At 61.3% G+C, this 21968-nt stretch carries 26 protein-coding genes; 20 read left to right on the top strand and 6 right to left on the bottom strand.

All coding sequences use genetic code 11. The features are described from left to right. The first annotated feature begins 12 nt into the window (after positions 1–12). The 10 genes from DS839_RS19175 (at position 13) to DS839_RS19125 (ending at position 7119) form a co-directional block, all read left to right on the top strand. Entirely contained in the window at positions 13–921 is a 909-nt protein-coding gene (locus DS839_RS19175; protein ID WP_119272053.1) for an SDR family oxidoreductase, read from the top strand. A 264-nt stretch (positions 922–1185) separates the two neighbouring features. Beyond that, positions 1186–2049 carry a DMT family transporter gene (locus DS839_RS19170; protein ID WP_119272052.1) on the top strand — a complete coding sequence of 288 codons (864 nt, stop codon included), beginning with the start codon at positions 1186–1188 and terminating at the stop codon, positions 2047–2049. A gap of 130 nt (positions 2050–2179) precedes the next feature. Then, positions 2180–2368, top strand: coding sequence for a hypothetical protein (locus tag DS839_RS19165; protein ID WP_162918663.1), 189 nt, complete (start codon positions 2180–2182; stop codon positions 2366–2368). Positions 2369–2420: 52 nt separating this feature from the next. Further along, positions 2421–2774 carry a PRC-barrel domain-containing protein gene (locus DS839_RS19160; RefSeq protein ID WP_119272050.1) on the top strand — a complete coding sequence of 118 codons (354 nt, stop codon included), beginning with the start codon at positions 2421–2423 and terminating at the stop codon, positions 2772–2774. Positions 2775–2776: 2 nt separating this feature from the next. Further along, positions 2777–3310, top strand: a complete 534-nt coding sequence (locus DS839_RS19155) for a low affinity iron permease family protein (protein ID WP_119272049.1) — start codon at positions 2777–2779, stop codon at positions 3308–3310. 54 nt (positions 3311–3364) lie between these two features. Beyond that, a complete protein-coding gene (locus tag DS839_RS19150; RefSeq protein WP_119272048.1) occupies positions 3365–3979 on the top strand; it encodes a PRC-barrel domain-containing protein in 615 nt (204 codons plus the stop codon). Between the two features lie 128 nt (positions 3980–4107). Next, complete coding sequence (locus DS839_RS19145; protein ID WP_162918662.1) at positions 4108–5130, top strand: HWE histidine kinase domain-containing protein; 1023 nt, start codon at positions 4108–4110, stop codon at positions 5128–5130. 175 nt (positions 5131–5305) lie between these two features. After that, the gene (locus tag DS839_RS19140) at positions 5306–5512 is read left to right on the top strand and encodes a CsbD family protein (protein ID WP_119272046.1); all 207 of its coding nucleotides are present in this window, start codon (positions 5306–5308) and stop codon (positions 5510–5512) included. 631 nt (positions 5513–6143) lie between these two features. Then, on the top strand, positions 6144–6590 hold the full coding sequence (locus DS839_RS19130) for a hypothetical protein (RefSeq protein WP_119272044.1): 447 nt from the start codon (positions 6144–6146) through the stop codon (positions 6588–6590). Between the two features lie 94 nt (positions 6591–6684). Continuing rightward, positions 6685–7119 carry a hypothetical protein gene (locus DS839_RS19125; protein ID WP_119272043.1) on the top strand — a complete coding sequence of 145 codons (435 nt, stop codon included), beginning with the start codon at positions 6685–6687 and terminating at the stop codon, positions 7117–7119. Positions 7120–7164: 45 nt separating this feature from the next. Here DS839_RS19125 and DS839_RS19120 read toward each other — a convergent pair whose 3' ends face one another. Beyond that, positions 7165–8580 carry a sensor histidine kinase gene (locus tag DS839_RS19120; RefSeq protein WP_119272042.1) on the bottom strand — a complete coding sequence of 472 codons (1416 nt, stop codon included), beginning with the start codon at positions 8578–8580 and terminating at the stop codon, positions 7165–7167. A gap of 195 nt (positions 8581–8775) precedes the next feature. Here DS839_RS19120 and DS839_RS19115 point away from each other — a divergent pair, with 195 nt between their 5' ends. Then, the gene (locus tag DS839_RS19115) at positions 8776–9036 is read left to right on the top strand and encodes a hypothetical protein (RefSeq protein ID WP_119272041.1); all 261 of its coding nucleotides are present in this window, start codon (positions 8776–8778) and stop codon (positions 9034–9036) included. Positions 9037–9101: 65 nt separating this feature from the next. Here the strand turns inward: DS839_RS19115 and DS839_RS19110 are convergent, their stop codons facing one another. Both DS839_RS19110 and DS839_RS19105 read right to left on the bottom strand, forming a co-directional pair. Continuing rightward, the gene (locus DS839_RS19110) at positions 9102–9671 is read right to left on the bottom strand and encodes a sigma-70 family RNA polymerase sigma factor (protein WP_119272040.1); all 570 of its coding nucleotides are present in this window, start codon (positions 9669–9671) and stop codon (positions 9102–9104) included. Next, positions 9668–9859, bottom strand: a complete 192-nt coding sequence (locus DS839_RS19105; RefSeq protein WP_119272039.1) for a NepR family anti-sigma factor — start codon at positions 9857–9859, stop codon at positions 9668–9670. Before DS839_RS19105 ends, DS839_RS19110 begins: the two co-directional genes overlap by 4 nt. 189 nt (positions 9860–10048) lie before the next feature. Between DS839_RS19105 and DS839_RS19100 the strand changes: the two genes are divergently transcribed. Next, complete coding sequence (locus DS839_RS19100) at positions 10049–10852, top strand: response regulator (protein ID WP_119272038.1); 804 nt, start codon at positions 10049–10051, stop codon at positions 10850–10852. Positions 10853–10946: 94 nt separating this feature from the next. Here the strand turns inward: DS839_RS19100 and DS839_RS19095 are convergent, their stop codons facing one another. Then, on the bottom strand, positions 10947–11222 hold the full coding sequence (locus DS839_RS19095; protein ID WP_119272037.1) for a hypothetical protein: 276 nt from the start codon (positions 11220–11222) through the stop codon (positions 10947–10949). 186 nt (positions 11223–11408) lie between these two features. Between DS839_RS19095 and DS839_RS19090 the strand changes: the two genes are divergently transcribed. The 8 genes from DS839_RS19090 to DS839_RS19055 all read left to right on the top strand — a co-directional run bounded on the left by DS839_RS19090 (position 11409) and on the right by DS839_RS19055 (position 20271). Continuing rightward, positions 11409–13373: a BTAD domain-containing putative transcriptional regulator gene (locus DS839_RS19090; protein ID WP_119272036.1), complete on the top strand. Its 1965-nt coding sequence runs from the start codon at positions 11409–11411 to the stop codon at positions 13371–13373. 81 nt (positions 13374–13454) lie between these two features. Continuing rightward, on the top strand, positions 13455–14246 hold the full coding sequence (locus DS839_RS19085) for a methyltransferase domain-containing protein (RefSeq protein ID WP_119272035.1): 792 nt from the start codon (positions 13455–13457) through the stop codon (positions 14244–14246). Next, a complete protein-coding gene (locus DS839_RS19080) occupies positions 14246–14890 on the top strand; it encodes a TetR family transcriptional regulator C-terminal domain-containing protein (RefSeq protein ID WP_119272034.1) in 645 nt (214 codons plus the stop codon). Before DS839_RS19085 ends, DS839_RS19080 begins: the two co-directional genes overlap by 1 nt. Beyond that, positions 14887–16068, top strand: a complete 1182-nt coding sequence (locus tag DS839_RS19075; protein ID WP_119272033.1) for an acyl-CoA dehydrogenase family protein — start codon at positions 14887–14889, stop codon at positions 16066–16068. The genes DS839_RS19080 and DS839_RS19075 overlap by 4 nt, the downstream gene beginning before the upstream one ends. A 59-nt stretch (positions 16069–16127) precedes the next feature. Beyond that, the gene (locus DS839_RS19070; protein ID WP_368911730.1) at positions 16128–17234 is read left to right on the top strand and encodes a polyamine ABC transporter substrate-binding protein; all 1107 of its coding nucleotides are present in this window, start codon (positions 16128–16130) and stop codon (positions 17232–17234) included. Between the two features lie 68 nt (positions 17235–17302). Further along, positions 17303–18460 (top strand): ABC transporter ATP-binding protein, encoded by a 1158-nt coding sequence (locus DS839_RS19065; RefSeq protein ID WP_119272031.1) that lies wholly within the window; start codon positions 17303–17305, stop codon positions 18458–18460. A 3-nt stretch (positions 18461–18463) separates the two neighbouring features. Beyond that, positions 18464–19435 (top strand): ABC transporter permease, encoded by a 972-nt coding sequence (locus tag DS839_RS19060; protein ID WP_119272030.1) that lies wholly within the window; start codon positions 18464–18466, stop codon positions 19433–19435. Next, positions 19432–20271, top strand: a complete 840-nt coding sequence (locus tag DS839_RS19055; protein ID WP_119272029.1) for an ABC transporter permease subunit — start codon at positions 19432–19434, stop codon at positions 20269–20271. Before DS839_RS19060 ends, DS839_RS19055 begins: the two co-directional genes overlap by 4 nt. 62 nt (positions 20272–20333) lie before the next feature. On the opposite strand, the gene DS839_RS19050 is transcribed toward DS839_RS19055, so the two are convergent. Further along, a complete protein-coding gene (locus DS839_RS19050) occupies positions 20334–20975 on the bottom strand; it encodes a LysE family translocator (RefSeq protein ID WP_119272028.1) in 642 nt (213 codons plus the stop codon). After that, positions 20975–21961: an acrylyl-CoA reductase (NADPH) gene (gene acuI / locus DS839_RS19045; protein WP_119272027.1), complete on the bottom strand. Its 987-nt coding sequence runs from the start codon at positions 21959–21961 to the stop codon at positions 20975–20977. Before acuI ends, DS839_RS19050 begins: the two co-directional genes overlap by 1 nt. Positions 21962–21968: the final 7 nt, after the last annotated feature.

The following is a 21968-nucleotide window of genomic DNA, read 5'->3' as shown; positions in this document are numbered from 1 at the left end:
TGGAGGAGAGTCATGAAGCTTCAGGGAAAAGTCGCGCTTGTGGCGGGCGCGACGCGCGGCGCCGGGCGCGGCATCGCGACCGAATTGGGTGCCGCCGGGGCCACGGTCTATGTCACCGGCCGGACGACCCGCCTGAAGCCATCCGAATATCAGCGGCCCGAGACGATCGAGGAAACCGCCGAGATCGTGTCATCGCTTGGCGGCAAGGGCATCGCCGTAGAGGTCGATCATCTCGTCTCGGCCGAGGTCGCCAAGCTCATCCAGCGCATCCGGGACGAGCAAGGCCGCCTCGACATATTGGTGAACGACATCTGGGGCGGCGAGAAGCTGTTCGAATGGAACAAGGCGGTGTGGCAGCACAATCTCGAAAACGGCCTCAGGCTCTTGCGCCTCGGCATCGACACACATCTCATCACCGCGCATCACGCCCTGCCCTTGCTGATCGAACGGCCGGGCGGCCTCCTGGTCGAGGTGACGGACGGCACCGCCGACTACAATGCGACCCATTACCGGCTGTCGCCCTTCTATGATCTCGCCAAGGTCGGGGTGACGCGCATGGCGTGGGCGCATGCCAAGGACCTCAAACCCCATGGCGCGACATCGGTTGCGATCACGCCCGGCTGGCTGCGCTCGGAGATGATGCTCGAGCATTTTGGCGTGCGCGAGGACAATTGGCGCGAGGCCACGGCGAAAGTGCCGGATTTCGCGATATCGGAAACGCCGCGCTTCGTCGGACGCGCGGTGGCGGCGCTCGCCGCCGATCCCGACAGAGCGCGTTTCAACGGGCAATCGCTGTCGAGCGGCGGGTTGGCGCAGGTCTATGGCTTCACCGATCTCGACGGATCGCGGCCCGACGCCTTCCGCTTCATCGTGGAAGTCCGCGAGGCGGGCAAGCCCATCGACGTGACGGGCTATCGCTGATTTGATCCTCGCCCCGCGCAGCGGGGAGAGGAAGGGGCCCATTGCGCCCTTGCTCCGCCGAAGCAGTGCTACCTTTCTCCGTCGAAGCAAATCCTTGGCTTCGCGAAGGCGAGAGCAATGGGAAGGTGAGGGGCTTTCTAAGGCGCGTATAACGCTCTATCACGAGCTCCAGTTGCACAAACGAAAACGGGAAATCGACAATTCACAAAATGCCCCTCACCCTCCCTCTTCCCGCTTCACGGCCGAGGGTAATTGCCAAAGATCATGACTAATCAATCATCCTCACGGTCGACTACCGGCATCCTGCTCATGACGCTGGCCATGCTGTCCATCCCCACGGTGGACGGCTTGGCCAAATATCTGAGTGCCGCTTATTCACCGCTCTTCCTCGGCTGGGCGCGCTATATGGTGGCATCGCTGATCGTGCTGCCGATCGCCGCCTTGCGCCCCCGCGGACAGGTCTTTCCCACAGAAGGGCGTGCCTCGCATGTCCTGCGCACGCTGTTCCTGGTCATATCGATGACCCTCTATTTCCTCGCTCTGGCGCGCATACCGCTCGCGACCGCGATCAGCGCCTTCTTCATCGGTCCGATCGCCGCGGTGCTGTTGTCGGTCTTCGTGCTGAAGGAGCGCATGACTTGGCCCAAGACGCTCAGTCTCGTTCTGGGCTTCCTCGGCGCGCTCGTCATCTTGCGGCCAGGCACTGAGATCAATCCCGGCATCCTGCTCGCTTTCGCTGCCGGCCTGTGCTTCGGCATCTACCTGGTGGCGACCCGGCTCGCGGCGCAAAGGAGCGATCCCTTGAGCACGCTTGCATTCCAATGCGCCGTCGGCACGCTCTTGCTGACGCCGCAAGCCATCGCTACCTGGGCCGTGCCGCAGTGGAACGACCTCGTCTTCTTCCTCGCCCTCGGCCTGTTCTCGGCCCTCTGCCATCTCCTGTCGATCGCCGCCTTCCGTTTCGCCGAAGCCTCTATGCTGGCACCTCTGGTGTATCTGGAGCTGATCGGCGCGGCCTTCATCGGCTATTATGCCTTCAATGAGATCCCAGACGCCTATACGGTCATCGGGGCGGGCCTCATCATCGCGGCGGGCCTCATCCTCCTGAAGAGATCAAGGGGCAGATAGCGACCCGCGAAGCCATCCAATTTGGCTAGTGTTTCGTGGAACTTAACCCGATAACCGGCGTTGAATCGGCGAGTACCGCGCTCACCTTCCGGGGCGCGATGCTCTTCTTTTACCCAATATGGAGACGATCATGACCAATCGTAATCCGCAGGACCAGAAGCACGTCCAGGGCCAGAAGCAAAAAGAAGAGGATAAGCGCCAGAAACAACAGCAGGCCGAGAATCCCGATCGCGAGCAGCAGGGCGGCTTCGATCCAAACAAGGATCGCCAGCAGGGCAATCCCGATCCGGTACGGCAAATGCCGGACCAGAGCCGCTAATCACTCAGGTAATCACTCAGGGCGCTTCGGCGCCCTGTTCCCTGGAGAACCAATGGAACGCGCCCATCCCAATCACGATCTGATCTCATCCCAGCAAGTGGAGGGAACCAGCGTCTTCGACCGCCAGGGCGAGAAGATCGGCAAGATCGATCATCTCATGATCAACAAGAAGACCGGTCAGGTGATCTATGCGGTGATGAGCTTCGGCGGCTTCATGGGCCTCGGCCACAATCATTATCCCCTGCCCTGGTCGGCGCTGTCCTACGATATGGACCTCGAGGGCTATCGCACCGCGGTCAGCGAACAGCAGCTGCGTGACGCGCCTGAATTCACCGATGATGCGTGGCAGGACCGCAACTGGGAAAGCCGGATCCACGACCATTATGGCGTGCCCTACTACTGGTAGCCATGGCAAAACACGAACAGCAGAGCACGGGCAGCAAGGAGATCGATGCCCGTTTTGCGAAGGTGACCTCCTGGGTGGCGCGCCAGGCGGGGAACCCCGTCGCTTTCGCGCTCGCCGCCTGCCTGATCATCGCATGGGCGGCGGCGGGGCCCTTCCTCGGCTATTCCGACATGTGGCAGCTCACCGTCAACACGGCGACGACGATCATAACCTTCCTGATGGTGTTCATCATCCAGAACTCGCAGAACCGCGACACCGAGGCGCTGCAGATCAAGATCGACGAACTCATCCGCGCCAGCCGCGGGGCGGAGAACGCCCTCCTCGACCTCGAGAATCTACCACAGAACAGCCTCGACGAGTTCCGCGACCATTATCGCAAGCTCGCCGAACATGCGCGCGCCAAGGGCTTCGACTTGGCCGCGGTCATTGCCGGCATGGAGGCGGAGAAGGAGCTCCTCAAGGCTCAGCGCCGCACCGGAAAACCGGACCAGAAAACGCGAAAACGCAAGCTATCTCTGGCTGTTAAGGGAACCTGATGCGCGAAAAGCGCGTTAGGAGAGTGACGGCCAGAGAATTCAAGGAGTTCCCTCATGAAAAGATTCGCCATCCCTGCAATCTCGCTCGCGGCTCTGATGGCGAGCGCAGTTGCTTTTGCCCAGACGACGCCGGACCAGCAGCCTTCCACGCAGCCCTCCCAGGAGATGCAGCAGAAGCAGCAACCGTCCACTGAAGCGCCAACGACGGCACCAGATCCGTCAAAGTCTTCGGAACAGCCGAAGGACGACACCACGGCTGAGCAACCCAAGCCGTCGGATTCCAACCTCGCCGTGACGGTCGATGCCGGCAAGGCGGTGCTCGCCACGAGCTTCATCGGCAGTGCCGTCTATACGACGACAGACGAGAATATCGGCGACATCAACGACCTGATCTTCGACGATAAGGGCGCGATCCAGGCGGTGATCGTCGGTGTCGGCGGCTTCCTCGGCATGGGCGAGAAGGACGTGGCCCTGCCTCTGGACAAGATCACCGTGACGAAGGACGAGAACAACGCGATCAAGCTGACGGTCCAGGCCTCGCGTGAGGAGCTGGAAAAGGCTCCCGCCTTCGACAAGACCCTGTTCCTGGTGAAGGCGCCGGCTTCAGGCTCGTCGCCGACGACGCCGACAACGCCGAGCGGCGGTTCGAGCACGACGCCGCAACAGTAACTGATAACGAGCTTGCCCGGCCCGGAGCGGACGAACCGCTCCGGGCCTTCTCAAAAGGGAGTTGAGACAAGTCCCAATGTTTCGAGTACTCTGCCGTGCTTTCCCGTAACAGACCTCAAGCGTATATCGTGCGACAGGCGGCAAACAGCAACAAGAGGGGAAACAAGGAGCGCGACGCGACAGCGGCCGCGATGCTCAATGACGTCTCGACGGCGGTGGGCCTGTCGGGCGCCATGCTCTACCACCAGGATAGCGATCTCAAATATGTATGGGTCAACAACCCGCCCGCCGGCTACCAGCCGCAACAATTCGTCGGCCACGCCGATGAGGATATCTTTTCCGCCGAAACCGTGAACATCATTGTCCCGGCCAAGCGCAAGGCCTTGGAGAGCGGCGAGCCGCAGACCGTCGAATTCCAGATGCTGGTCAACGGCAAGCCGCGATGGTTCGAACTGCGCATCGCGCCTGCCAGCCTGGACAAGAAACGGAAAGAGAAGGGCCTGCTCTGTGCCGCCATCGACATCGGCGAGCGCAAGCAAACCGAATATCATATGCGGGTGCTCCTGCTTGAACTGGCGCACCGGTCGAAGAACCTGCTTGCCGTCATCCAGGGCATCGCCAACCGCACCGGCCAGACGTCTTCGACCATCGACGAGTTCAATCAGCGATTTTCCGGCCGGTTGATGTCGCTGTCGCGCGCCCATGACATTCTTACCGACGAGAATTGGCGGGGCGCCGCAATGGGCGAGCTCATTCGCACGCAAGTGCTGCTCTTCGCCGGCAAGGCGGCGGAGCGCGTGCACTACGGGGGCGATCAGATGTCGCTCCGGCCGTCAGCGGCACAGCATGTGGCGCTGGCGCTCTACGAGCTCACCGCCAATGCACTGAAATTCGGCGCCTTGTCGGGTGAGACCGGCCGGGTCGACATCACCTGGTCCCTCATCGCGAAGGCTTCCGAGGCCAATCCCCTGTTCCAGATTCTGTGGACCGAGACCGCAGGCCCCAAGGTCGCGCCGCCCAATGCGCGGCATTTCGGCCGCGTCCTCCTCGAAGAGGTGGTGCCTCTGTCGGTACAGGGCAAAGCCAAGCTCGAATTCACCCCCGAGGGCATCAGCTACCGGCTGACCATGCCGCAAAGCGAGCTGATCTAGCCTTCTGACATTAAAGCGCGATGGTTTTTCCTCGAGTCACCATCGCGCTTTATCCTTTTGTTTGCGCATGATCTTTCGGAAAACCGGTATCCACTTTTCCGGATCATGCGCGAGGGAACAACCAGGTCACAGGCGCATTTTGTCCTCAGGCACATGTCAGCGCATGGAGGAACTCATGAACTGGGATCGTATCGAGGGTAACTGGAAGATGTTCAAGGGCCAGGTCCAGCAGCAGTGGGGAAAACTCACCAATGACGATCTGGACGTCATCGCCGGCAATCGCGAAGAGCTGATCGGGCGCATCCAGAACATCTATGGCATCGCTCGCGATGACGCCGAGAGGCAGGTCGCGCAGTGGGAGAAGGACCGGAAGGTCTTCTGACCTTCACCGCCATCACAGTTTTACATTCCCGTCGGCCGCGCTGAGCGCGGCCGGCGAAATTCGTTTTTACCTTACGACACCCTCGAGCGCCCGATGAACGTTGCGCTCGAATACGACCATTAACCTTCCCGGTGCTTTTTGACGACCGGTGCGGGAACGATCTTCTCGTCGCCGCATTCGGTGTCCGGAGGGGGAGCCTCTCCCGGGACGATATCCACGGAGATCGAGTGATGACTTTAGTGTCACCTGTGAAACTGGCTGCCTTGGCCGCAATCGCCGGTATGATGATCATGACCAGCACACCCGCCCGGGCGCATCATGGCGGGGCATTGATCGGCGGCCTGATCGCCGGCGCCATAGTGGGCTCTGCTATCGAGGCCTCCCAGCATAAGCATAAGAAATACTACTACTATGGGGGACCTCCACCAGTTTATTACCCACCGCCGCGAGTTTATCCGCCAGTCTATGCGCCGGCTTATTGCGGCTATCCACCCTATCCGCCCTGTTACTAGCGCAGGTTCTGGAAGTGGTTGCGCTTTTCCGACAGGCCATGTTCAGGTTGTTTGCCCTGGCAATGGACCATGGGCGAGAAGCGGATTGATCGATTGGCTCAACATACGGAGCATCTCCAATGCATAGATTCACCATCGCGGCTCTTGCACTCGCCTGCATGAGTGGCACAATGCTGGCCCAGGAAGCCAAGACGGAAACACCGGCACAGCAGCCTGCCACGGAAGCACTGCCGACACCCGCCGATTGCACGCTGACGAAGGCGCAGCTCTGCAAGGCGGATGGCGGCTGTGCCGAAAGCGCTTCGCTTGGCGACCTCGCATTGCCGGCGAGAGTCCTCGTCCATTACACCGATCGGGTGATCGCGAGCACGAGCGCCGACGGTCTGCCGCATGTCTCCACCGTCGACACGCTGTCGAGCGTGGGAGACAATCTGACCCTGCAAGGCGTGGATGGGCTTACGGGATGGATCGTCCAGACGTCCAAATCGGAGGATGGCGTTTCCTTCACCGTGGTGTCGCATGAGGTGGTCCTGACAGCGTTCGGAACATGCCAGGCAACCCACTGAATCTCCACCGGCGCTGGGCGGTGATGCCATGATCGCCGGCCGGCCTCCCAGCGCCGGTGCAGACTTCCCGCTGCAAGGAAGGAGGAGGCCACTCATGTGTGGATACAGCGATCTTATCCATCGAGGCGCAAAAAGCGTCACGATCGGCCTCATGGGGCTGGGAATGACGCTGACGCCCGCTCTCGCCGCGAAGAACGATTGCGACGGCGTGAAGGTCGAAGTGACAGAGGCGCGCAAGCAGGAATATGCCCCTCTCGTCGCCTCGGCGATTACCAAGAAGGTGAAACCCGCAGAGGTGAAATTCCTCGCGATCCTAGAAAGCAGGAACTGGAGTGCCGCCTACGTCACCACACCCCTTAGCGATGACGGCATGATGTTCTTCCAGACGGTCAACGGAAAGAAGCAATTTCGCGAAGTATGGGGCGGTTATGCCGATCCGTCGGAAAAGCCTGAACTGGCAAGCTGGGCAGAGAAGCTTGGAGCGCCCCAAGATCTAGCCAGGTGCTTCGCCAAGACGGTTACGGAATGACGGTGACGATCGCCTGAGATTGCCGCCGGCCGGATCAATCAGACGTCAGGCCGCGAGGGCATCCTTGGTGAAGTCGAGCTGGATGCGGGTTCCACGCCGGGGTCCCGCAGGAAGGACGTGGCTGCGGGTCAATTGCGCCCGCAGGCTCATCGACAGCGCTTCGGTGATCTGGCTGCCGAACCCGGCCTGGCTGCTGCTGTCGTCATAGCCCGCACCATCATCCTCCACGGTGACACGCTGGAGCTTCTTGGCCTGATCGCCCTCCAGCGTGACCGCGATGCCGAGCGGTCCTCCCGCGCTGCCGGCATATTTGATGGCATTGTTGATCGCCTCGGTGACGATGACGCCGATGCTCACCGCATCATGGCTCGGCGCCACGACCTCATCGGCCTTCAGATTGATGGTCACGTGTTCATTTCCGCCGAGCGCCGAGCGCAAATCCTGGATCAGAGTGTCGAGGAAATGATTCACCTCGACGAGATCGTTGGCGCCGCTGAGACGCACGCGGCGCTGCGCCGAGGCGATGGCATGGACGCAGCCGCGCACCGCCTCGATCACGTCGCGGGCTTCCTGGCTCTTGACCCGCGTCCCATGCATGCCGAGAAGGGACGACACGATCTGCAGGCTGTTGCCCACCCGATGATTGAGATCCGCCAGCAAGGCCTCGGCCCGGTCCTTCTCGCGCTGGATATCGCTCTTGGCCGCCTCCAATTCGTGTGTCCTCTGGCGCACGCTCATCTCAAGCTGCGCGTTGAAGGCGGCGAGGACCCGTTCGCTGGCCTTGAGCAGATTGACGCGCCGGCGCAGCAGGAACAGCGCGCCCACGCACAGCAGACCGGAGAGAAGGAATGATGTCACCGAGCCGACCGTCTGCCACCAGCGTCCGGTCTCGGAGTCGCTGCGGCTCTGCACCAGATTGATCATCTCGGCATTGGCGATCTGCCGGAGCAGGCCGCCCATTTCGTCGCGGGATGCTTCACTCACATTGTGAAACTCCTCGTTGAAGGCGGCATCGAGGCCGCTCGCGCGGCGATCGTCCACGGCTTCCTTGAAGCGGGCTGACCGCGCGGCGATCTGGTCGCCGATCGTGCGGAGGGCGTCAGCATGACGGCCTGCCTTTTCGGTCAGGGCGGCGAGATTGGCGAGCTTGCCGCCCAAGCTCTCCTCGCTGCGATCATGGGCCGCGAGCGATGCGTCATCGCCGGTCACCAGGAATTCCCTGGCCGCGATCTCCTCGTTCTGCACGGCATTGAGAAGCTCGAGGCTGGCGACACGGATCTCATTGGCATTGCGCGCCAAGGCGCTTCGATAGGACGTGTCCCAGGAGAGATAGGTCGAGATCGCCGCCACCAGGAGCAGGAGCCCCAGTCCCAGGAGCAGCGCCGCGCTGCTCATCTCCTCGCGCAGCCGCCAGAAACTGCCATTCGTCATCAGCGCCCTGATGCGGCTGGTTGAAGACATTCTCGCACGTCCTTCCGGTTTGCCTGGTCCGGCAAGTAAAAGGCGATCACGTTCATCACTTCCGATTGCAAACGATCCGAAGTGATCGCGATCTGACGCAAACGTCTCGCGGGCGACAATCCTGGCGGGAAGCGCCTGGGAACCCTGCCTCGATCCCTACGTTGATATTAAACAACATTCTGAAAGGGTACAGCAATGACAAAATCGGTCGTTAATGAGGCGATCGCCGATCCGTCACGAATGTTTCCCAATCCCATGGCGGTGGTCGAGGCTAAGGATCTGTCGCGCGAAGAAAAGATCAAAGTGCTTCAGAACTGGGAACTCGACGCCAAGAGGCTGCTCGAATCGGACGACGAGAACATGTCGGACGAGCGCGGCCGCGAACGCAACCAGCTCCCGGAAATCCATAGAGCACTCAAGGCTCTCAGCCCCGAGCAAGGCTCTGGCAAGCGATGACGGAAAGCTCCTGAGTTAGAGAAAAGGCCCGCGAATTCGCGGGCCTTTTCCCTAGATTGCGGACCTCAATCCGATTTTCCGGAGCCGCCCTGGCGCAATTGCGAGAAAGTCGCCTCCGATGTGTGATCGGGGCCGATATCCGCGGTGCTTTCGATATTGAGACGCTTGGCCAGATGGGTGCGGGCGCGATTGACCCGGCTCTTGATGGTGCCGATCGCCACGCCGCAGATCTTGGCGGCATCCTCGTAGGAGAAGCCGGAAGCGCCGACGAGGATGAGAGCTTCGCGCTGATCATCCGGGAGCTTCTGCATCGCCGCCTTGAAGTCGGCCATGTCGAGATGGCCATACTGGGCGGGGTGGGTTGCGAGCGTTGCCGAATAGCGGCCCTCGACATCCTCGATCTCGCGCCGGCGTTTGCGGATCTCGGAGTAATAGTGATTGCGCAAGATCGTGAAAAGCCAGGCCTGGAGATTGGTGCCCTCCTCGAATTTGTCGAGATTGGACCAGGCCTTGACGATGGTTTCCTGAACCAGGTCGTCGGCGAGATCGGTGCGGCCGCACAGCGAAACGGCGAAGGCGCGCAACGACCTGATCGACTTCAGCATCTCTTCGGTTATTTGCGGATTGAGCTTCATTCCTTGGAACGACTTTCCAGCTTCTCGAGCAAATCCATGATTTCCTTGGGCAGCGGTTCGGCCGCGACCTCGTCGTATACGGCCTTCAATTTCCGGCCGATATGAGCTTGGATCTGGCGGTCGAGCACGGGCTTTGTTCCTGTTTTATTGGGACGGCCACCAGCCGCCTCGGCGTCATCGTTCGACATTCATGATTCGGCCTGCCTCAGCAGCACCCCTTCCGATTTGTAGTCGTCACCACATGCCGATAACTCCCATTTCCCCCCAGGGTTTCCTAGGGGCGGAACTTTTTTGCGAGGCGAGGAACCGGAGCGGCCGCGAAACGTTGAAAACCAGCTGCTACGCTGCCAAATTCGACCAGGGACAGAGGGATAGGCATGGCCATTGCACAGAAAATTTCCCCGCATATTCCGTATCTTAGACGGTATGCGCGGGCGCTGACCGGCAACCAGAAATCGGGCGACGCCTATGTCGCGGCAGTCATTGAATCCCTGCTTGCCGATCCATCTTCCTTTGATCATGAATTAAATCCTAAAGTGGCGCTCTACAAGGTCTTCACCAAGATCTGGCACTCGCTCAGGATCAACCGCCAGAAATCCGAAAGCCGGCCTTTCGATCACGATATCGACAACAAGCTCGACATCATCACGCCGCCGGCCCGGCAGGCCTTCCTGCTCCTCTCCATCGAGGATTTCAGCAATGCCGAGGCCGCCGCCATCCTGGACGTCGACGAGAAGGAGTTCGACGAGCTCCTGACCCAGGCCGGCCGCGAGATCGCCGAGCAGATCGCGACCAATGTCCTCATCATCGAGGATGAACCCATCATCGCCATGGATGTGGAGCATATCGTCCGCTCGCTCGGCCATGATGTGGCCGGCATCGCCCGCACCCATAACGAGGCCGTGGCCATCGCCCGCAAAGGCGGCATCGGACTGGTGCTGGCCGACATCCAGCTTGCCGACGGCAGCTCAGGCATCAATGCGGTGAACGAGATCCTGCAGAATATCGAGCTACCGGTGATCTTCATCACCGCCTATCCGGAGCGGCTTTTGACCGGCGAGCGGCCGGAGCCCACCTTCCTGATCACCAAGCCCTTCCAGCCGGAAACGGTGAAGGCGGTGATCAGCCAGGCGCTGTTCTTCGAATCCGCCGCTCATACGCTCACCCGGAAGACCGCCTGAGGGGTCATCCAGAATACGCCCACCGAGAGGACGATTTCTGCTCGATGGGCGATAGCATCTCGAGATTTAGTCGAGGCTTCACATAGGATGCCGCTCAGTTGACAAAGCGCGTCCAGCCGAACAATACGCGCAAAGGGGCAAAGTCGCTGCGGCTTGCATGGTCCGGTTTGCTCTCGACCGTGGGCGCCGGCTCAAAGCCGATATCCTCCAACAAGCGCCGGTCGAGAGCGCGGAGCATCGCTTCTTCGCGATGCCTGGCAATGCTCCGATCAATCGCCAGAAGCCCTGCCAAAACCGTGGAAGATACGAGCCCAAGTCCGTTGCGGAAGAACGAGCTCTTTGGCTGCAGCGCAGGAAATATCTTGCTCATAGTGTTCACCTCTGCTCAGTCTGCCGTTTCAGACCGGCCTTTCAGCCCATGTCTGTGCCGATGAGACTAGAAAAAGGCGCCGTATTCTGGCGTCTCTGCCACGTGAAACGCGCGTGAATCTGCGTTATAAATCGACGCGGGGCGTAAAAACCGCTGGTTCGGCGGATCTTTGGGCGCAGAGCCGTCATGGCATCTCTCAAACTGGGTCTCCTGGGTAGCTTTGAGGTCCGCGACCGGGCAGATCTGCCTGTGGTCATTTCGGCGAAGAAATCCCGGGGCCTTCTCGCGCTCCTAGCTTTCTCCCCATCGATCCCGCGCGAGCGACTTGCCAATCTTCTGTGGAGCGACCGCGGCGATGCCCAGGCGCGCAGCAGCCTTCGTCAGGCACTGGCGTCTCTGCGCAAGGATTTGGGACCGGTCTACGCCTCGTGTGTGAGCATCGATGACGAAAGGGTTTCCCTCGATCCGGCTCATGTCGAAACCGATGCCGCTGTCTTCCAGGAGCTCGCCCGCCTGGAGAAGGCTGAAAGCCTGCGCACCGCGCTTTCACTTTATCGAGGGCCGCTGCTTGAAGACACGACGATCGACGACCCCGCCTTTGAGGAATGGATCACTTCGAAACGCGCCGCGCTGCACGACCTGGCAGTCGCGACCTTCGAGAAATTGTGGGGCATGGAGAATGGATCGGCGCGAGTCCGGCTCGCCAAACGGCTTGTCGAGATCGAACCGCTCAAGGAATTCTCGCATCTCGCCCTGATGCAATCCTATGCCGATACCGGCGAAGACGGGCTTGCCTTGCAACATTATTCGGCGTGTCAGAATCTGCTCCGAAGCGAGCTGGGAATCGCACCGGGTCGAGACATCGAAATCCTGCGGCAACGGCTCTTGGAGCGTGGGCAGGCAAAGCCGGCGCCCGGGACGGACATGACGGTGGCGGTAAATTCCGCGCCGGTCCTGCCTGACAAACCGTCTATTGCGGTCCTGCCGTTCCAGAATCTGAGCGGCGATCCCGGGCAGGACTACTTTGCCGATGGCGTCGTGGAGGAAATCATCGTCGCTCTGTCGCGCCTCCACTGGCTCTTCGTGATCGCCCGCAATTCGAGCTTTGCCTATAGAGGCCGTTCCGTGGATGTGAAGCAAATCGGGCGCGAGCTTGGGGTCCGTTACGTGCTTGATGGCAGTCTGCGCAAATCGGCCGACAAGGTCCGTATAACCGGCGAGCTCATCGACGCAGCCACGGGCGCCCATATTTGGGCGGACCGTTTCGAGGGACGTCTCGAAGACATTTTTTCCCTGCAGGATCAGATGACCGCAAGCGTGGTCGGTGAGATTTCACCCCGGCTGGTACAAGCCGAAATCGACCGGGTCCAGCGCAAGCCAACCGACAGTCTCGACGCTTACGATCATTTCCTGCGCGGTCTTGCCAATCTGCATAAATGGACACGCGAGGGCAATGATGCGGCACTGACCCATTTCTATCGCGCGATCGAGCTCGATCCCAATTTTGCGACAGCGCACGGCTTGGCGGCGCGCACCTATGTCGCCCGCAATTCCAGCGGCTGGATGAGCGACCACGTGGCGGAAATCGCCGAAGCCGAGCGGCTGGCCAGGAGAGCGGCCGAGCTCGGCCGCGATGATGCCGTCGCTCTGAGCTCTGCCGGCTTCGCCCTCTCCGATCTCTGCGGCAATGTCGATGACGGCGATGCCTATGTCGAAAGGGCTCTTGCCCTCAATCCCAATCTCGCTTCAGCCTGGCTGTTCAGCGGATGGGTCAAGGCTGCCAAGGGCGAAGCTGCCCTCGCCCTCGAGCGCCTCGCCTATGCCAAGCGCCTGAGCCCGAACGACCCGCAGGATTTCAGCCGCCAATGCGCCATGTCCTTCGCGCATTTCGTCGCCAGCAACTATCTGGAGGGGCTCGCCTGCGCGGAAGCCTCGTTGCGGTTCAGGCACCCTCTTCTGTATCCGCTCGTTTCTATCACCATCTGTGCCGCCCTTGCCGGACGCAACGATCAGGCGCGCAAGGCCATGGCAAGTATTCGGCAGATCAACCCCACCTTGCGCATTTCCCGTATCTCCACATACCAGGCCATGCGGCCGGAAGATTTCGTAAGGTGGAAAGAAGGCCTCCGGCTGGCCGGAATGCCTGAATGAAAGGCCGATAGTCGATCATTGATTGACTATTCAGCCAGAATAGCCATAGCTTGACGCCCGCAAAAGCGGATCAAGGAGCTTATGGCCGACCACGGCACCGGCGGAGAACTCTATTCCGGACAACTCATCGGCATGCTGGAGCTTGTCTGGGGGGAAGGCTGGCTGTCGCCCGGCGGCCCGGAGGAAGTCGCCACCGTGATCAACGGCATCGATTTCCAAGGCAAGACCGTTCTCGATATCGGCTGTGGGGTCGGCGGGGTCGACTTCCTTCTCATCGAGACGCATGGCGCCAGCTATGTGACCGGCATCGATGTCGAGGACACCGTGCTGACGACGGCGCGCCGCCGCGCTGAAGCCAAAGGCCTTGCCGGAAGATGCGGCTTCGTGAAGGTCTGGCCAGGGCCGCTCGCCTTCCCGCCGGAAAGCTTCGACATCGTGTTCAGCAAGGATGCGGTCGTCCATATTCCCGACAAGCATGCGCTGATGCGCGATGTCTTCCGCATCCTCAAGCCCGGCGGCTGGTTCGCGGCGTCGGACTGGCTCATCGGCCATGACGGCGATCCTTCGCCCGAAATGAAGGCCTATGTTGCCGTAGAGGGACTCGATTTTGGCATGGCCTCGCCCCAACGCTATCGGGCGGCACTCACGGAAGCCGGTTTCGGCAACATCGCCGTCGCCAATCGCAACGACTGGTATCGCCAAACGGCGCGTCAGGAGCTGGCGCAGATGAAGGGGCCGCTCTATGGCAAGGCGGCGGAGCGGCTGGGCAAGGATTTCGTCGACCACAATATCGACATCTGGGGCAAGATGCTTGTGGTCCTCGACAAAGGAGAGCATTGTCCGACGCATCTCAGAGGACAGAAGCCCGCTTAATGGCCACGCTCGAACAAACCACCATCATCGGCCGCAAGGCGTCGAAGGAAATCCGCCGCCAGCAATTGATCGAAGCCACCATCGATGTGATGGCGCGCAAGGGCTATTCCGGCACCACCATGCTGGATGTCGCCAAGGCGGCGGGCCTGTCGAGCGGCATCGTCAATTTCCATTTCGAGACCAAGGAGAAGCTCCTGGTCGAGACGCTGAAATATCTCGCCGACGAATATCGCGCCAACTGGCACAAGGCGTTGACGGCGGGCGGCGACGACCCGGCGATGAGCTTGCGCGCGCTCTTGTTCTCCGACTTCAATCCCGAGATCTGCTCACCCCGCAAGCTCGCGGCCTGGTGCGCCTTCTGGGCCGAGGCGCAAAGCCGGCCGACCTATCTCGAACATTGCGGGTCGAATGACGAGGAATATTCGGCGATCGTCCTCGATCTCTGCCGGGCGATCATCAAGAAAGGCCGCTATCCGCTTGCGCCTGAGCTCATTGCGCGTGCCCTCGATGCCCTGCTCGAAGGCCTGTGGCTCGATCTCATGACCATGGCCAAACCCTATTCGCTCGACGACGCCAAGCAGACGATCGCCGCCTGCCTGCATGCCTTCTTTCCCAAGCATTATCCAGCCGCCGGACCATCATGACCTTCACTTTGCCGCCGGAGGCGGTCCATTGGCGTGACAAGGCTCGGGATTTCGTCGACCGCGAGCTCAAGCCTTACGAAGTCGAAGCGGAAATGAATGACGGCCGCATCCCCGAGGCGGCACGCAAGGCGCATGAGAAAGCGTGCATCGCGATGGGGGTGACGGTGATGGACGTCCCCAAGGAGCGCGGCGGCCTTGCTCTTCCGATTCTGACCCAGACGGCCATCGTCGAGCAGTTCGGGCGCGTGACCAATGCGCTGGGCTGGTGCTATGGCGAAGCGCAAGGGTGGATGTTCGAGGCCTTCAATGAAGACCAGATCGCCCGCATCGTCATGCCGGTCACGCGCGGCGAGATCCATCTGTGCTATGCCATCACCGAGGAGAATGCCGGCTCAGACCCGGGCAATATCGCGACGACGGCGCGGCGCCAAGGAGACACTTACACCATCACCGGCGAGAAATGGCATGTCACCAGCCACAATCTCGCGAGCCACATGGTGGTCCAGGCCAAGCTCGCGGATGGCCCTCATGCGGGCGAGCATTGCCTGTTCGTCTGTCCCGCCGACGCCAAGGGCGTCACCATCGCGCGCTCGCCCGCCTATGCCCATAATTACAACCACCATCATCCGATCCTGCGCTTCGACGATGTCGCCGTTCCGGCCCGCGACCGGATCGGCGCCGAAGGCGACGGCATGGGCTTCACCCATTCCTGGTTCCGGCGCGAACGGCTCCTGATCGCGGCCCGCTGCTGCGGCGCCATGGCGAGGCTCATCGAGGACGCAACCGATTTCGCCAAAAACCGCATCGTCTCCGGCAGCGCAATCGCCGACCACCAGATGATCCAGGCGATGCTGGCCGACAGCGTGCTCGATCTCCATGCCGCGCGGCTCCTGACCTATGAAGCGGCCGCCGCCCATGATCGCGGCGAGAATCTCAAATCGCTGCATGCGCGCTGCTCCATCGCCAAGCTCTTCGCGTCGGAAGCCGCTTTCCGGGTGGCCGACCGGGCGGTGCAGATCTTCGGCGGGCGCGGCTATATGCGCGAAAATGTCGCCGAGCGGTTCCTGCGCGAGGTCAGGGTCGACCGGATCTGGGAAGGCACCAGCGAAATCCAGCGGCTGATTATCGCACGTTCCCTGATCAAACGGGGGCTTGAGGGGACGATTGGGCCGAACTAGTATTGAATGTCCATTCAATGAACCGGCCGGAAAGAGCCGGCACATAGGGAGTAAACATAATGAAGCTTACCAGACGTTCTGCGATCCAGCTTATCGGGGCCACGTCCCTCGCCATGCCCTTCGTCAAAAGGGCCAGGGCCGAGGAAGGCAAGGTCCATGTCTATAACTGGGTGGACTATATCGGCGAGACGACGCTCGAAGACTTCAAGAAAGCCACCGGGATCGAAGTCGTCTACGACACCTATGATTCGGCCGAGACCGTCGAAGCCAAGGTGATGGCGGGCTCGACCGGCTATGATGTCATCGACATTGCCTCGGTGAACCTGCCGCGCTTCACGGAGAGCGGCGCCTTCGAAAAGCTCGACAAATCCAAGCTGCCCAATATCGCCAATATGGATCCCGCGATCATGCAGGTCCTCGCCGACCGTGATCCGGGCAATCAATATGCGGTACCCTATATGTGGGGCACCGTCGGCACGACCTATAATGTCGACATGGTGAAGGAGCGGCTGCCCAATGCCGATCTCAAGTCGCTCGACACGATCTTCAAGCCGGATAACATCTCCAAGCTCGCCGATTGCGGCATCAACATGCTGGAAAGCCCCGGCGACATCATACCGATGGTCCTCAAATATCTCGGGCGCGATCCCGATTCCGAGAAGCAGGAGGACTATGATGCGGTGGTCGAGGCCTTCAAGCCGATCCGGCAATATATCAAGACATTCGACTCCGCGAATTATTTGAACGCGCTGCCCAACAAGGAACTGTGCGTGTCCGGCACCTGGTCGGGCGACTATGCGACGGCGGCGACCCGAGCCAAGGAGGCCGGTATTGAGCTCAAGCTTGAATACAACGTGCCGTCCTCAGGATCGCCTGCCTGGTTCGATGTCCTGGTCATTCCGGCGGACGCACCGAACAAGGAGGCGGCTTACAAATTCATGAACTACATGATGGATCCGGAAGTCATCGCCAAATGCACGAACTTCACCAACTATGCCAATGCCAATCTGGCGGCCAAGAAGTTCGTCGACAAGGGCGTGCTCGAAGATCCGGCCGTCTATCCGAGCGATGACATCATGAAGACGCTGTTCGTGCCCAAGATGCTGTCGCAGAAAGGCGAGCGGATACGCACCCGGGCCTGGAACAAGATAAAGTCGGGCTCATAATTCCCCAGCGCACAAACCCGGCATCGAAAGATGTCGGGTTTTCACGTTGAAAGCGAGGGATGAGAATTATGGATGTCGAGACGAAAACCTCGAGCAGCAGCGATAGGCCCTGGCTCGATCAAAAGGCAAAACCCTACATCCGCATCGAGAAGGTGACGAAGAAATTCGGCGACTTCGCCGCCGTCGACAATGTCAGCCTCGATATCTTCAAGGGCGAGCTGTTCGCGCTGCTCGGCGGATCGGGCTGCGGCAAGACCACGCTGCTGCGCATGCTGGCCGGCTTCGAGATGCCGAGCGAAGGACGCCTCTATCTCGATGGCGAGGACATGACCGACATGCCGCCCTATGAACGGCCGGTCAACATGATGTTCCAATCCTATGCGCTGTTCCCGCATATGACGGTCGAGAAGAATGTCGGCTATGGCCTCAAGCATGAGGCGATGACCGACAGCCAGCGCAAGGACCGGGTGAAGCAGCTGCTCGATCTCGTGCAGTTGACGCCGCTGGCCGGGCGCAAGCCGCACCAGCTCTCGGGCGGCCAGCGCCAGCGCGTGGCGCTGGCGCGGGCGCTTGCCAAGCAGCCCAAGGTACTGCTGCTCGACGAGCCCCTGGGCGCCCTCGACAAGAAGCTCAGGGAGCAGACGCAGTTCGAGCTCATCAACATCCAGGACAAGCTCGGTGTCACCTTCATCGTCGTGACCCACGATCAGGAAGAGGCGATGACGCTGGCGAGCCGCATCGCGGTCATGGACCGGGGCATCATCCGGCAAATCGGCACGCCGACCGAGATCTATGAATTCCCAAGGACCCGCTTCGTCGCCGACTTCATCGGATCGATCAACATCTTCGACGGCGAGGTGAAATCCTCCGCCAAGAACAAGGTCACCGTCGCTTCGCCCGGCCTCGGCGCCGATGTCGCCGTCGATCACGACGGCCCCCTCACCAATGGCGCCAAGGTCACGATCGCGGTCAGGCCGGAAAAGATCGCCATCGAGCGCAAGAAGCCCGGCGCCAAGGCGGCCGGCAACGCCATTGCCGGCAAGGTCATGGATCTCGGCTATTTCGGCAAGGATTCGCTCTATCGGGTGAAGCTCGCCTCCGGCACCATGGTGCGCGTCAATGCTGTCAACAACCGGCGGGCCGGCGAAGCCGAGCGCGTGGCAGTGTGGGAGGACGATGTCTGGCTCACTTTCGCGCCCTCTTCCGTCATCATCCTGACGGAGTAGCCCATGGCCGCATTCGCTCCCGCTTCCACAGCCGCGCAAGGCGATGAAAGCCACCTGCCCAAGGCCACGACCTGGCGGCAATGGCTCGACCGCGAGGCCTGGCGCAAGGCCATCATCGCCATTCCCTATCTGTGGCTCGTCTTCTTTTTCGTCGCCCCCTTCCTCATCGTGCTCGCCATCAGCGTCGGCACGTCGCAGGTCGCTATCCCGCCGGTCGTGTGGAGCGACAGCTGGCCTTTCGGCACTTTCGATAATTATGTCTTCCTGACGGAGGACGACATCTACTGGCAAGGTTATCTCAACGCCCTCAAGATCGCGGTGATCTCGACCTTCTTCGCGCTCCTCATCGGCTATCCGATGGCGCTTGGCATCGCGCGCACCTCGGGCACCTGGCGCAACGTGCTGCTGCTGCTGGTGATCCTGCCCTTCTGGACCTCCTTCCTGTTGCGCGTCTATGCCTGGATCGGGCTCCTCGGCAACAACAGCTGGTTCAACCACGGCCTGACCTCGATCCTCAGCACGTTTTTTCCCTTCTGGGTGCAAGGCGACCACATACAGATGATGAACACGAATTTCGCCGTCGTGCTCGGCATCGTCTATTCCTACCTGCCCTTCATGATCCTGCCGCTCTATGCGACGCTCGAGAAGCTCGATCGCACCCTCGATGAAGCGGCGATGGATCTGGGCTCCAAACCCTGGCAGGTGTTCAAGGACATCACGCTGCCTTTGTCGGTGCCGGGCATTGTCGCCGGCGCCATGCTGGTCTTCATCCCGGCGACCGGCGAATATGTCATCCCCTCCCTTATGGGCCGCGGTGACAGCCCGATGATCGGCCGGGTGCTGGCGGATGAGTTCTTCCAGAACCGCGACTGGCCGGTCGCGTCCTCGGTCGCGGTGGCGCTCCTCGCCATCCTCGTCATCCCGATCATGATCTACAACTTCTTTCAGGCGCGCAGCGAAGGCGGTGCGAGATGAAGCGCCGCCCCTATTTCCTCATCGTCGTCCTGATCTTCGGCTACGCCTTCTTCTATGTGCCGATCGCCTCGATGATCTTTTATTCCTTCAACAAGTCGCGGCTGGCGACCGTGTGGGGCGGCTTCTCGACGGAATGGTACGGCAAGCTCGTCGAGAACCAACAAGTGCTCGATGCCGCCTGGCTTTCCTTGCGCATCGCCTTCCTCTCCGCCACCATCGCCACCATTCTCGGCACCATGGCCGGCATGGCGCTCGCCCGCTTCGCGCGCTTCCGCGGCCGCACGCTGTTCTCGGGGCTGGTCTCGGCGCCGCTGGTGATGCCGGAAGTCATCACCGGCATCTCGCTGGTGCTGTTCTTCATCGGGCTTGAATATCTGATCGGCTGGCCCAATGGCCGCGGCTTCACCACCATCACCCTCGCCCATATCACTTTCTCGCTCTCCTATGTGACGGTGGTGGTGCAGTCGCGCCTCGCCTCGATGGACCGCTCGGTCGAGGAAGCGGCAATGGACCTGGGCTCCAAGCCCTTGCGCGTCCTCTTCGACGTGACCTTGCCGATCATCGCGCCCGCCATCGTCGCCGGCTGGCTGCTCGCCTTCACGCTGTCGCTCGACGATGTGGTGATCACCGCCTTCACCAATGGCCCCGGAACGACGACGCTGCCGCTCTACATCTTCTCGAAGGTCCGGCTCGGCGTCACGCCCGACATGAATGCGCTCGCCACCATCATCGTGGTCCTGGTCGGCGGCGGCGTCGCCATTGCCGGCTGGATCATGTACCGGGCAGAGAAGAAGCGTGAACGCGATGTGCAAATGGCGATCGCGGCGAATAAGTAGAACCCCACCCGGCGCTTTGCGCCACCCTCCCCCACGCCTCACGGCGCGTGGCAGGGAGTTTTTTAGCCGAAATAGCTCAGCACCAGATTGCCGAGGATGACGATGCCGAAGACGGCGATGGCGACGCCGGCCCAGATATTGAGCCTGACCAGCGTGTAGCTGGTGACGCGGCCCTTGATGTGGGTGACGAGATAAGTGACGAAGCTCCACCAGATGAGCGTGCCGAGGATGACGCCAACGATTGCATTCAACGGCCGGTAGGGCACGCTGCCGAGATCGAGCACGCCGCCGAGCCCGCTGAAGATCGCGAAGAAGCCGAGGAGCGCGCCGGGATTGGTGATGGTGAGGAACAGGCAGGTCAGGGACTTGCGCACATAGGCGCCGCGGCCGAGATCGGACAGCGACAATTCGGCATCCTTCACATGATGCATCGCGGTGCGGATGCCGATGAAGATGAGCAGCAGGCCGCCCGCGATCTGGATCACGGTCGAATGGGCATGTACCCAGTCCTCCACCCAGCGCACGCCATAGGCGGCGAGCGTCGCGAAGAGCGCATCGCCCGCCATCGAGCCCGACGCCGCCGCCATGCCGCCGCCCATGCCGGCGCGCAGCGCCGCGCGGATCACGGTGAGATTGACCGGCCCCAGGGGCGCGGTGACGGCGATGCCAATGGCCACACCAATGGCGATGAGCTCGGGATCCATCAGATGTCTATGACCACACGGCCGCGGATCTTGCCGGCAATGATATCGGCGGCGATCGCCGGCACATCATCGAGGCGGGCATGGCTGGTGAGGTCCTTGAGCTTGGCGAGATCGAGATCGCGCGAGAGGCGCGACCAGGCCTCGGCGCGCCGTGTCGGCGAGGCGGTCACCGAATTGATACCGATCAGCTTGACGCCGCGCAGGATGAAAGGCGCCACCGAACCCGGCAGATCCATGCCCTGGGCGAGGCCGCAGGCGGCCACCGCACCTTCCGGGTTGATCTGGGAGAGCACATTGGCGAGCGTCGTCGATCCGACCGCATCGACGGCCCCGGCGAAACGCGCTTTGGCGAGCGCCTTCACCGGCCCTGCGAACTCACCGCGGTCGATGATCTGAGTGGCGCCCAGCTTCCTCAGAAAGGTCTCTTCCTCGGGCCGGCCGGTCGAGGCGGCCACGCGATAGCCGAGCTTCGCCAAGAGAGCGATGGCAATGGACCCCACGCCGCCCGCCGCACCGGTGACCAGGATCTCGCCGTCTTCCGGCCTCACCCCCTGGCGCTCCAGCGCAATGACGCAGAGCATGGCCGTATAGCCTGCCGTGCCGATCGCCATGGTGTCGGCCGTGGTCATGTTCTCAGGGACGGGCACCAGCCAGTCGCCCTTGACGCGGGCGAGGCCGGCATAGCCGCCATGATGGCTCTCGCCGACGCCCCAGCCATTGAGAATCACCTTGTCGCCCGCCTTGATCAGGCGATGGCCCGAGGCGGTGACGGTGCCGGCAAAATCGACCCCCGGAATGAGCGGGAAATGCCGGATGATCGGGGCTCGCCCGGTGACCGCGAGGCCGTCCTTGTAGTTGACGGTCGAATGCTCGACGGCGACGGTCACATCGCCCGGCATCAGATCGTCTTCATTGAAAGTCACGAAAGCGAGGGACTGGCCCTTGTCCGTCTTGCTGATCAGGATGGCGCGAAATTGTCGATTCATGAAATCC

Source organism: Taklimakanibacter deserti (assembly GCA_003574785.1).
Note: the sequence above shows the minus strand (reverse complement) of the source record. Positions and strands in the feature narration are given on the sequence as shown.